Below are 11,964 nucleotides of genomic sequence, written 5' to 3'. Positions count from 1 at the left end.
AATGCAGGCACAACAAGAACAAATAAAAGAATTTTTGAAAAGGTCGGGTATCACAAACGAAGAAGATATTCAGCACTTTTTGGAAAACGGCAAAACAGAGCAAATTTCAAAAGGCGATTATCTAATTCGGGAGGGGCAAATATGTAAAAAACTATATTTTCTTCATCACGGAGCTATCAGCGTTTTTGTTTTAATGGACGGAAACGAACATATAAAAGACTTTTCGCTCAACAACAAATTCATTACTTCTTATACGAGTTTCCAAACCGAAAGACTGTCTTTGATATATTTACGGGCAGAGCAAGACTGCGCACTCACATCGTGGAACAAGTCTTTTTTAATTCCATTGATGAAGAATAACATTCATTGGACTGAATTTGCAAAGAATATGGCTGATTACTTGTTTATGCGAAAGGAGAAAAGAGAAATCAGCTTGTTGTTGGATAGTGCTGAAACTCGTTATACCAACTTTTTGAAAGAATACCCACAAGCGTTTCAGGCATTTCCACAATACCTTATTGCCAGCTATTTAGGAATAAGACCACAATCGCTAAGCCGGATACGGAAAGTTTTGGGAACGAAATAGCGTTTATTAACCTATGTGAACGGAATAGCTTTTTTTCGTTCAGACCTTTGCTTTATAATTCTAATTCAGATAAATATGAAGCATATTAAAATCCCATTTGCTATTGGAATAGCATTCTTTTTACATAGTTGCTCCGCTACATCAAAACTAACCGTTCCCTCTGTAAGAGAAGCCGATTTACAGAAAAAGTATAATTATGAAACAGGCTTTAACAATGCCGATACTATAAATTTTATACGCATAGGACACGCAACAACACTTATTAATATAGGTGGAAAAACCATCCTTACAGACCCGTGGTTTAGTGAGAAAAAAGGATATTATCGTGGTGAGCCTATCGCATTTCTGCAGGACAAACTTCCTCTACTTTCAATGATTGTAGTATCCCACCATCACTATGACCATTTCGATATCGAAACCTTTAAGACGTATCCCGACAAAAATGTTCCTTTCATCGTTCCTGTCGGGGTGGGCAAAAAAGTAAAATCCGCAGGATTTTCTAACGTATATGAAATTGACCCTTGGCAATCTGTTACTATCGACGGAGTAAAAGTAACAGCTTGTCCTGCAAAGCATAAAGTAAAGGAAATAACCTTTATGATAGAAGCAGGAAATAGAGCGGTTTATTTTGGTGGTGATACAAAACTGATACCTGAATTGAATGAAATCAAAACCCGTTTTCCAAAAATTGATTTAGCTATCCTGTCGGTAAACGGTTTAAAAATCCGTCCGATGTTTAACAAACAAATGGTGATGAGTGCAGTACAGGCAGCCGAATTCTGTGCTTTCATTAATCCTAAGGTGGCAGTTCCAATCCATTACAATTTTTCAGGTGGAAAATTTAAAGACCTGTTTATATTAAAGTATGATGGAAATGCACAGGAATTTGCCAACGCCACAACTGTAAATGCCCCAAAAACCAAAACATTTATTCTTGAAACAGGCGATACGCTTTCCATACATTAAGAAAATCATCAAAATGAAAAATTTTAGCCCACGTTTCAAATATACTTTTACATTCATTTCGGTTTTCACCATCATCATCACTTCCGTAATGGATCTGAATGATTCCCATATGACCAATCCTTTATGGACACCACACGCAAGGTTTCATTGGGCTTGTCAATACTTTGCAACTATCGTTATGAGTGTGCTTTCGCTTTATTGCCTTTATGGAAAATACAAGGATAAAGGAAGTGTGTTTTCAAAGTTATTTATAGGATTAAGTCCTTTGTGTTTTTGGGGAATGTTCATTCCCGCATTACTAATGCCTGGCACAAGTACAGCACCAGACGGCATTACATTGCCACCAGACTTTCCCGAAATATTTACCATTATACACCCGAATTTTATTATCGCTTGTATCATTAGTGTTATTTCGATTGCATTGACTTTAAAAGAACCTAAAAGAAAGATAGAATCTATCTCATAACCATCCGTTTGAATGGCATAATTTTAAAAAAATAGGTCTGTCTAATTTAGCTTCATAAAAATGTGATTTATGCAAGCAATACAATTAGACAATTACGGTATAGACAATCTGAAACTAACCGAAGTGCCAACTCCCGAAGTTGGCGAAAATGAAGTATTGGTAAGAACTACCGCCGTTTCGCTGCAATATCTCGACCTGCTTACGGTAGAAAACACACTTGGGCTTAATATTCCACTGCCTTTTATTCCTGTTTCGGAAGGAGTGGGCGTAGTAGAAAGCGTGGGTAAAAACGTAACACGCTGGAAAAAAGGCGACCGTGTGCTCATTCCGTTCATCACACGTTGGGAAGCAGGGAGAACAACGCCTTTTCACAATGCCCTACGAACAGGCATACAAACGTCGGGAACATTGGCAGAATTTACCATACAACCCGAAAACACATTGGTTCGTAGCCCTCAAAACCTTAGCGATGAAGAAGCAACCTCGCTTTCTGTGGCTGGGTTGACCGCTTGGGCAATGCTCGTAAACCAAGCCAACATCAGAGCCGGACAAAGCATACTGATACAAGGAAGCGGCGGAGTTTCCTTATCTGCCTTGCAAATCGCAAAGATGTCGGGGCTGAAAGTCATCGCCACCACAGGAAGTCGTGAGAAAGAGCAAAAACTGAAAGATTTGGGTGCTGATGATGTTATCAATTATAAGGACTTTCCCGATTGGAGCAATGAAGTAAAACGGCTGAACAACGGCACAGGCGTAGATGTAACCCTCGATGTGGCGGGAAATGAAACCATAAATCAAAGTATCCTTTCCGTTAAAGAACAAGGTTTTGTGGGCTTGGTAGGCTTTATGTCTGGGAGTAAGCTCACTTTCGATGTATTTCCGCTCATTATGAATTATATCCGTCTGCAAGGCTATTCCGTAGGCAATGCGCAAGAGTTGAACGAGCTGGTAAACGCCATTGAAGTAAACAACTTTAAACCCGTTATAGACAGCATTTACAACATAAACGAAACGCAGGAAGCATTTTTAAAACTGAAATCGGGTAATGCTTTTGGAAAAGTAGTCATCAAATTTTAAGGCAATGAAAATAAGAAGCATATTAACCGCAGTCTTTATCTGCATAGCATTAAACAGTTTTGCGCAACAAAGCATCAACGGATTTTCGATGCCCGAGAGTGTCACTTCAGACGGCAGCAGATTTTTTGTTTCCAGTCAGGGACAAGATGTTTTCAGTAAAGACGGAGACGGATTTATAAGTGAAATTTCCGCAGACGGGAAATTGATTGAATTGAAATTTGCTCCCACGAAAGGCGTTCTGCACGCTCCCAAAGGGATGACGATTGAAAACGGCATCTTATACGTAGCAGACCTTGAACGCATTGTAGGATTTGACATCAATACCCGAAAAACAGTTTTTGAACTAACTATTCCCGAAGCAAAGATACTGAATGACATCTGCCGTATGGAAAATGGGTTTATTGCCGTTACAGAAACCCTTTCGGGAAATATCTACAAAGTGAATACCCAAACAAAATCGGTTGAAACCATTGGAAATATCCCGACCATAAACGGCATTTCGTTCAATAAAAGCACCAACCAGATTGCGGTTTGTACCAATGGCGACACTTTGGGCGAGGGTTCGGTTTACATCAAAACAGGCAACGAAGATTTTAAAGAACTTCCCAATATTTCCAACGGTTTTTTTGATGGCATCGAATGGATAGATGATACTCATTTGCTGATTTCGGACTGGGTAACATTTCCCACCAAAGGTTATGGAAAACTTTGGATTTACGATTTGGACAACCAACACCCCGAAATGCTATTAACCGAAGAAAGCATTGCGGATATTTATTACCACCCTGCCACCAAAAAAATCTATATGCCCCAGATGCTGAAAAACAAAGTAATCATCACGGATAAAAAAGAATTGGAAATGAACCATAAACAACAATACAACAAACTCTATCAATACGGTGTAGCAGATGCTTTTGTGGGTGGGCTGTACAGAGGTACTTTGCCCCTGAAAGAACTGAAGCTTAAAGGAGATTTTGGTTTGGGAGCTCCCGATATGCTGGACGGCGAATTGACGATGTTGGACGGGAAAGTATACCAAACCAAAGCCACAGGCGAAACCTTAGAGCCTGACAATGATTTTAAAAGTTCGATGTTTTTTACCACATTCTTTAAAGCGGATACGGTTTTCAACATTCAAAATCCGATTGGCGAAAAGGTACTTTGGGAGCAGATAAGCAAAGAACTGAAAAATAAAAATGCGATGTATGCCATTAGAATAACGGGAAAGTTCGACCATATAAAAACAAGAGCATTTCCGCCTGTAAAAAGTGAGCCATTTCCCGTTATTACTTCAATTTTTGACACGCAAAAGTTTTTTGAATTTTCAAATACACAAGGCACATTAATCGGTTTTCATTTGCCCGAATATTTGAACGGTATTAATAGCAAAGGTTTCCATTTTCATTTTCTTTCTACTGATAGAACACAGGGTGGACACGTCTTGGATTTCAATGGTAAAAATCTGAAAATCGAAATAGCCGAATTGAAAAGTTTTGAACTGGATATACCTACAGACAAAGATTTTCAAAATTTCAGGTTTGACGGCAAAGATAATGAAGCTTTAAAACGTGTAGAGCAGGGGGAATAGAAACATCCCTTTTCGGGAAACGGAGTGAGACATATTGATTTTAAAAAAATGGTGTGAGCAATTAATTGTTCGCACCATTTTTTTAAATATTTTGATAACGTTTTACTCTGAATTTTGGTTGATAAAAATATAATCGCCTTCAATTTTCATCGAGTCATTAAGTTGCAGAAAGTTCATACCTGTTATTACAACAGTTGTGTCATGTGTTTTCATGTGCCAACTTACCCTTAGCGTATTGTGGTTTTCGCAGTAGTGAGTACATTCTGTAACGAGCCCGTTTTCGATAGTGAGCCGCTGATTAACTTTTGTAATGTTTTCATAAATTCTATCCATACCATGATGCATTACAGTATCATCGCCCGGTTCGTTTGCATAAAATGTTGCCGAAGCTGAATAAACTTTTTCCATAAGCTGTTTCCTTTTACCGGCATCCGTTGTACTCCACGCTTGGATGTAATTCTTCACGAATTGTTCTAATTCTGATTTTGTCATGTTTATTAATTTTTAATCTTCAGCAAAATTGGAGATTAACAAACAATTGCTACTGACACATTTGTGCCATAGTCAAAAAGATTCAGATAGTGCGTGTTGCAGACAGCAAAATAGAAATGGAGATTTGTTTACAATCCAAAGTCTTTATTTGATGGTTTGTTTTGCTGACTGGCGCAATCCTATGATTAATGAAGTGATTAAGACAATAGTGTATGCCCACATCAACCAGGAACCAAATGTTGCAGCTCTGTTTGTTGGCATATTCGGAAATACATCGCCAAAAAATTGAATCACAAAAGTATCTATCAACATTCCCGGCAATACTAAAAGTACACCTGCAACTACGTTTTCAAGTCCTTTTAATCTGAATTTTCTGCATGTAAGCACAGTCACCAATCCCAATACGGGTACGACTATGATGTATAAAATGCTAAGTATAACAGGCGAATCGGTAATAAAAAAGAATTGCCCTGCTGCTCTGAAAGCAATAGTTGCGAGCAGCCAGATGAGAAATCCTATGCCGAGTATCGGAATAAGATAGCGCTTGTAGGATAATGTCATGTTTTTTTACGTTTTTTAGTTTTGTAAAAATACTAAATTATACTACATAATATAGGGTTTGATAACCTGTAAAAAAGGAAGTTAAACAATAATCTAAGGGTAAGTTATAAGCTGAATCCCTTTTTTACTATTGCATTTCTTCATTAAGTTTATAGCTGTCTTCTAAAAAATGGTATTTTACTATTTTTCCATTCATAACTTTAAAAATTACTACAAATTCTGTGTCAAATACTTTATCATATTTCAATATTTTAGAGGATAATCTGCCTGCAGCTGTAGCATTTTGTCCATTGACTGAAATAAAGTCAATTTCAAATTTTTTGGATTCTACATTTTTGCTGAGCTCCTGAAAAAACGCTGCTACTTCATTTTTTGTATGCCTTTTACCTGTCCACGGAAATTTTTCCTTGTTACCCGGTAGATCCCAATCTACAGTATCCGCAAATAGTTCTGCAATATTTCCTTCTTTTTTTCCGAATTGAATATCATAAAACATTTTTATGATCATTTCAGTTTGATTTGTGTAGAACTGATGGTTTTTATTAGTCTCTTTATTTAGTAATAGAATTTTGTCAATGTCTTCTGAAGCAACATCGGGATCGACATAAATGTGCATTCGTTTGATAAGGTCCTTTTCAAACTCAAATACACTACAGAATTTTCCAAAAGCAATAGTATGGTCTGGCCATTCTTTACCTGATTGTAGTGTCCCTTTTTCTGTACCCTCGATCACTACATAATTTTCTGAAACTATATAATTGAAAGTTTCTATATCATGGCTTATATTTTTAAGAAATCCAGCCATAGTTTCGCCAAATTGCCTGATGCCTTCTTTACCATGACTAAAGCCAAATTTTGGAAAGTATAGTTCAGTATCTTCCGTGAAGAGATTGTAATAATCCACATCAAATTTACCGTTATCTACTTTTTCGAAATAGTTTTTAACCTTTTTCTTTCTTCTTTCAAATACATCTGAATTTTCCATTTCCTTTTGTTTTATCATTGTTTTTATTTTTTTGTTGCGCACAAATATTATTAGTCTGTAGCAGACACAGAATAATCATAACTGCTTTTTTCATTGTAATTATATTAAACCGTTCGTTCCAAAATGGGATAAAAAAATTATTTTTTGAGCTGTTCTATTAAAAAATCAACCATTTCATTCACTTCTTCTTTATTTTGTGTTAAGATATAATGGCTCCAGAAACTACTGAAAGAAGAAAGTACATATCGTGCTATTACAGTAGAATTGCTACTGCTTTTAATACTGTTGTCTTTTTGTGCCTGGACAATATATTTTTCCAGGATAGATTGCAACACCTCACCTTTTTTTATGAGAAAGTTTTTTATTTCTTTATCTGCTGCTGCTACCTCAAAAATAGTTTTTACTATAAGACATGCTTTATTATCTGTTAATGTCTGACGTACCACATCACGTATTATATATTCCAATGTATCAATTGCTGTTTCTTTTGCTGACGCAGCTTTTAAATATTGATTTTCTTTAAGAGTTGCATAGTTAGATAAAGATTGTAAAAAGAGATTGTGCTTATTACCATACGTGTCATAAATACTGCTTCTGTTTATGCCCAGAGCAGCTACTATATCATGCATAGAAGTAGCATTATATCCTTTTTCCCAAAACATATTGCGGGCTATTTCTAATTTTTCTGTATAATCAAATTCTTTATTTCTTGCCATAAAAGCAAATATACAAATTAAACCGATCGTTCCATATTTAATTGTAAGTTTTTATGTTTGTATTATTGTTTAAGGCCTTGCAGTCTATGAGCTGTACTTCTTTTGCTTATTTGGTACATAATTGAAAAAGCTATCGAACAGGAAATTGTATACACGGATGATATCCGTAAAATAGTAAAACCGATAGTATTCACTATCGGTTTTACTTCTTTAGGATTGTTTTGAGATTTTAGTAATTTAATGAAAGTCCTACACCAAATCCCATATCACTATCATAATGGGTACGTATTCCAAGATTCTTTGTGATTATATACCGTAATTCTAACATATATTCCAAATCGGAGTTTACCATAAAGCCTCCCCGTAATCTTCTTGATAATGGAATATCTTCCCGCATAAGCTGTAAGCGAACGATTCCGTCGTGATAAATTTCAGCCTGAAAATCAATAAGCATGGGTAGCGTATAAATGATACCTACACTGACGGCTCTTCTGGTGTCTTTTTTATTAACTTGTCCAAAGATGTTTTTCTCATGTTCATCTTTTCCCATTCTACGATAACGCCAGTCAAACCCTATAAATGGCATAATCCATTGCATTTTCCCAAGATATCTTCCAAGATGTGTTTCCACTTCATACCCATGCATGTCATTGTATCCCAGTCTCCATTCAGAATTAAGTCTCCATCTTGCTGTCTGCAACATGGCTTCACCATCGTTTCCATTGCTGGCAAAGTCATTTTGTATCATAAAATGAGGCATGTTGCTTTCTCTTTGCAACGCACGATATGCTTTCTTTTTATCGGGCAATAATGGATTTTTATAGTCTCCTACTTCAAAAACTCTGTTCATTCCGGCCATCATATGATATAAGATATGACAGTGAAAAAACCAGTCACCTTCTTCATTTGCCAGAAATTCGATGGTATCAGTTTCCATCGGCATTATGTCAATTACATTTTTCAACGGTGATTTTTCTCCTTTTCCGTTGATTACTCTGAAGTCGAATCCATGTAAGTGAATAGGGTGTCGCATCATAGAATTGTTATAGATTTTTATGCGTAGTATTTCCCCTTTTTTAACCGGAATTTTATCTGTTTCAGCTAATACCTTGTTATCCATACTCCATACATAACGGTTCATGTTTCCGGTTAGGACAAACTCTAATTCCCGTACCGGCGCATCATCGGGTAGTTCGGTATTGTGTGGCGATTGTAACATGGCGTAATTGAGCGTTACAATATCACTTAATGCATTGGCATTGTAACGATCCGGGTTTTCATCTGCATTATGTTTGTCATGTTTCTGTTTTTTTGTGTTTTCCCCTGTTATTTCAGGATACATTACCACATTCATATCCATTTGATTCAGACTCATTTTCATTCCCATATCATCCAGATCCCCATTCATTTTCATCATATCGTTCATCATTTTCATACCATCAAAATATTTTAGGCGGGGCAGGGGAGAGATCAATTGTTTTACACCATCTCCGATGAAGTAACTCGAGGAATTGGTCCGATCTTCAGTAGTAGCCATAAATTCATATGCAATACCATCTTGAGGGATGGTAACAACTACATCATAAGTTTCAGAGACTGCAATCATCAGCCTGTCAACTTCTACAGGTTCGACATCGTTTCCGTCATTTGCCACAACAGTCATTTTACCTCCGGCATAACGCAGCCAGAAATAGGATGAAGCGCCACCGTTTGAAACCCGTAATCTGACTTTATCGCCTGCTTTGAGTTTTTTTCCATCTATTGATTTTAAATCCGTTAAAGCATTTCCATTCATTAGTATTTTGTCATAATAAACATCACTTACATCCATAGCGAGCATGCGCTTCCATTCGTTTTTGAGTTTGGTTTTCAGATGCCCTTCTTTAATAGCTTCAATATAAGATTGTGTGGCTCCTTTCTTTATTGCTGACCAGTCATTGGCATTGTGCAACATACGGTGCACATTATCAGGATTGTAATTGGTCCATTCGCTTAATATAACCGGTACAGATGGCAAATCGTCAATTCCTTTTCTAAAAGTCTTGTCGTCTGGTTTCTTGAGCATTATAAAACTCCCGTACATTCCAATTTGTTCTTGTAAACCAAAATGCGAGTGGTACCAGTGCGTTCCATTCTGGATAATGGGAAAACGATAGGTATGGGTTGCTCCTGGTTCTATCGGCATTTGTGTGAGAAAAGGAACACCATCTTCTTTATTGGGCAGAAACAGACCATGCCAGTGCAGTGCAGTGCCTTCTTTGAGTTGGTTATGGACTACTATTTCTGCAGTATCTCCCTCGGTAAAGGTAAGAGTAGGCATGGGTATTTGCCCGTTTACTGCTATTGCTCTTTTGGATTTTCCTGCATAATTTACCAAAGTATCTTTTACATACAGATCATATCGGACTACTTTTTGCGACCATAATGCAGGTATACAAAAAAACAAAATGGCTATTTGTAATAATCGTATAGAGCTATTTTTATATGTGTTCATCTTTTATTGCTATTTTTTCTATTCGGGATTTTTTAGCCAATTTGTAAGCACTTTTATCTGTATGTCACTTAACTTTTTTTCTCTGTGTATAAAGACATAAGAGGGTATCGGCATTTCTTTGTTCTCTATTTGTGTTATCATAGAGGTCAATAACCGTTCTTGCTTTCGGTTGGAATAAGTTCCCCATTCATTAAAATTCAATTCTTTTTTAGCGTTGTTAATATGTTTTTCTACTAAAGTTCTTGCTGGTTGTATGTAATCATACCAAACATAATTGGTGTTATTACTATGGCAGTCATAACATGATGTTTGTAGTATTTCTTTTACGTCTTCCGGAACTTTATAAGAAGACGTAAAATCAGAAGTATAATTTTTTCCGCTATCACTATTGCGTTCCGGCTGATAAAACTGTATGATAATTAGTACCAGTAGTATTGTCCCAAAAGTTACCTTTAGTATTTTTCTCATATTAAAAAGTTTTCTTTACGCTACCACATGAAAACATTTTATTTCCATTGCCATAATAAGGATTTTTGATGCTATCGGTTTCGCTGATCCAGATGGCTCCTTTTCCGTTATTATACATCGGACAATGGATTTGATATAATTTTTGCGAAGTACCAAACAACACAATTAAATCATTAATGTCTTTGCTTAAAGCTACTAAATGTTCTCTTTGATGCGTAATATTACCTTCATTTTTCGCAATATGTTCTGCATTTTCTTTAGCATCATCTGTAATATCTTTGTATTCCTGTTTCTTGTCTTCCGGAACAATCGCTATATCTACCGCATTGAGTGTTTCAAATAGTCGTTTTCCTGCTTTAGCTGCTGCTTCGCTGTTATCAGCTACCAATCCATTTTTTAAAGTTAGATAGTCTGATACCATTTCTTGTATAGAAAATTTAGCCACCTTGTTTTCAGATGAGGTGTTTTCTACCTTTTCATTTGCTTCATCTGCTTTTTTAGATTTTTGATTACAGGATAGGGTACTGAATAGCAATGTTGCCCCTACAAAAAGATAAAGAAGTATATTTTTCATTTTTTTTTAATTTAGAATTGATTAAAAATCTCTTTAGCTCTATTTTTTTGATAATGAGCTTTATTAGTTCAATGTTTCAGTTGTACTGCCACAATTCATCATTTTAGATCCATAATACGGGTTTTTTATAGTACTCTCTTTACTTAACCAGTCCGCTCCTTTTCCACTATTATACATCGGACAGTGTTGATAATAGATAGGAAAACCTGATTTTGCTGCTTTTGCCAGTTGATAGATTTCAATACTGAGTAATGCAAATAGTTCTCTTTGTTTATTAATATCTTTAGTTTTAGCCATGTTTTCTGAATATGTAGTTACGTTATTTGAAATTTTGCTCCAAACATTTTGTTCAGTAGTATTGAGTTTACTTCTATCTACTGCTTTTACAACAGTATTCAGATCTGCAGCTTTTTTACCAGCACTGGTTGCATCTGTCTTTACCAAAGCATCTTTAATGTCAAAATAGCTGTTCAGAATCTTCTGAATTATGGCATCTTCTGATTTTTTATTATTTTTTTCATTACCATGATGTGCATTTATTGTCATCGATTCATGCCTTTTTGTTTCCATGGTTAAAGGTTTCAATTCTCTTTCATAATGACAACATTCAGGTAGTTTGTTATATATATCATCAGGTGCTAAAAAGGCTTCATTATCATAACCGGCTAAAGCTATTCGTTTTAATATTTTTTCACGATTTGTTTTTGTTTTATCATAGCTGATGACAGCCATCTGACTTTTTTGGTCCCATCGTACGCTTGCTGTTTTCTTTTTATTACCAGCTTGTTCAATTTTATTTTTACAGATATCACATTTGCCGTATATTTTAACGGATTCTGTTATTTCATTTTTTATTTGTCCATAATTCGTAACTGATGATAGAAATATGCTTACTATTATGAACATCTTTACAATTGATTTCATATTGTTTCTTTTTAATTATAATAAAGTATGTTTTTAAAGCTACTATATATTTAAGCCCATACATAAA

Annotated in this window: 14 protein-coding genes; 6 read left to right on the top strand and 8 right to left on the bottom strand. The window is 35.8% G+C overall.

The genetic code is table 11. The annotated features are described in order from the left end of the window. Position 1 precedes the first annotated feature (1 nt). The 5 genes from QW060_RS10075 to budA all read left to right on the top strand — a co-directional run bounded on the left by QW060_RS10075 (position 2) and on the right by budA (position 4,683). Entirely contained in the window at positions 2-586 is a 585-nt protein-coding gene (locus QW060_RS10075) for a Crp/Fnr family transcriptional regulator (RefSeq protein WP_290363450.1), read from the top strand. Positions 587-661: 75 nt separating this feature from the next. Continuing rightward, positions 662-1,552 carry an MBL fold metallo-hydrolase gene (locus QW060_RS10070; RefSeq protein ID WP_290363449.1) on the top strand — a complete coding sequence of 297 codons (891 nt, stop codon included), beginning with the start codon at positions 662-664 and terminating at the stop codon, positions 1,550-1,552. Continuing rightward, positions 1,521-2,018, top strand: a complete 498-nt coding sequence (locus QW060_RS10065; protein WP_290363448.1) for a hypothetical protein — start codon at positions 1,521-1,523, stop codon at positions 2,016-2,018. The genes QW060_RS10070 and QW060_RS10065 overlap by 32 nt, the downstream gene beginning before the upstream one ends. Positions 2,019-2,087: 69 nt before the next feature. Next, positions 2,088-3,095 (top strand): zinc-dependent alcohol dehydrogenase family protein, encoded by a 1,008-nt coding sequence (locus tag QW060_RS10060; RefSeq protein WP_290363447.1) that lies wholly within the window; start codon positions 2,088-2,090, stop codon positions 3,093-3,095. Positions 3,096-3,099: 4 nt separating this feature from the next. Beyond that, a complete protein-coding gene (budA, locus tag QW060_RS10055; protein WP_290363446.1) occupies positions 3,100-4,683 on the top strand; it encodes an acetolactate decarboxylase in 1,584 nt (527 codons plus the stop codon). Positions 4,684-4,785: 102 nt separating this feature from the next. Here budA and QW060_RS10050 read toward each other — a convergent pair whose 3' ends face one another. The 4 genes from QW060_RS10050 to QW060_RS10035 all read right to left on the bottom strand — a co-directional run bounded on the left by QW060_RS10050 (position 4,786) and on the right by QW060_RS10035 (position 7,437). Further along, positions 4,786-5,175, bottom strand: a complete 390-nt coding sequence (locus QW060_RS10050) for a hypothetical protein (protein WP_290363445.1) — start codon at positions 5,173-5,175, stop codon at positions 4,786-4,788. A 144-nt stretch (positions 5,176-5,319) separates the two neighbouring features. Beyond that, positions 5,320-5,736 (bottom strand): DUF5367 domain-containing protein, encoded by a 417-nt coding sequence (locus tag QW060_RS10045; RefSeq protein WP_290363444.1) that lies wholly within the window; start codon positions 5,734-5,736, stop codon positions 5,320-5,322. A 127-nt stretch (positions 5,737-5,863) separates the two neighbouring features. Continuing rightward, positions 5,864-6,721, bottom strand: coding sequence for a nuclear transport factor 2 family protein (locus QW060_RS10040; RefSeq protein ID WP_290363443.1), 858 nt, complete (start codon positions 6,719-6,721; stop codon positions 5,864-5,866). A gap of 137 nt (positions 6,722-6,858) precedes the next feature. Further along, a complete protein-coding gene (locus tag QW060_RS10035; RefSeq protein ID WP_290363442.1) occupies positions 6,859-7,437 on the bottom strand; it encodes a TetR/AcrR family transcriptional regulator in 579 nt (192 codons plus the stop codon). 102 nt (positions 7,438-7,539) lie between these two features. Here QW060_RS10035 and QW060_RS10030 point away from each other — a divergent pair, with 102 nt between their 5' ends. Further along, complete coding sequence (locus QW060_RS10030; RefSeq protein ID WP_290363441.1) at positions 7,540-7,662, top strand: hypothetical protein; 123 nt, start codon at positions 7,540-7,542, stop codon at positions 7,660-7,662. Between the two features lie 4 nt (positions 7,663-7,666). Here the strand turns inward: QW060_RS10030 and QW060_RS10025 are convergent, their stop codons facing one another. The 4 genes from QW060_RS10025 to QW060_RS10010 form a co-directional block, all read right to left on the bottom strand. Continuing rightward, the gene (locus tag QW060_RS10025) at positions 7,667-9,931 is read right to left on the bottom strand and encodes a multicopper oxidase family protein (RefSeq protein WP_290363440.1); all 2,265 of its coding nucleotides are present in this window, start codon (positions 9,929-9,931) and stop codon (positions 7,667-7,669) included. An 18-nt stretch (positions 9,932-9,949) separates the two neighbouring features. Further along, entirely contained in the window at positions 9,950-10,399 is a 450-nt protein-coding gene (locus QW060_RS10020) for a heme-binding domain-containing protein (RefSeq protein ID WP_290363439.1), read from the bottom strand. A 1-nt stretch (position 10,400) separates the two neighbouring features. Continuing rightward, positions 10,401-10,973: a DUF3347 domain-containing protein gene (locus QW060_RS10015; protein WP_290363438.1), complete on the bottom strand. Its 573-nt coding sequence runs from the start codon at positions 10,971-10,973 to the stop codon at positions 10,401-10,403. A 63-nt stretch (positions 10,974-11,036) separates the two neighbouring features. Continuing rightward, on the bottom strand, positions 11,037-11,897 hold the full coding sequence (locus tag QW060_RS10010; protein WP_290363437.1) for a DUF3347 domain-containing protein: 861 nt from the start codon (positions 11,895-11,897) through the stop codon (positions 11,037-11,039). Positions 11,898-11,964 lie beyond the last annotated feature (67 nt).

The sequence above is a fragment of the Paenimyroides ceti genome (assembly GCF_030409925.1).
Note: the sequence above shows the minus strand (reverse complement) of the source record. Positions and strands in the feature narration are given on the sequence as shown.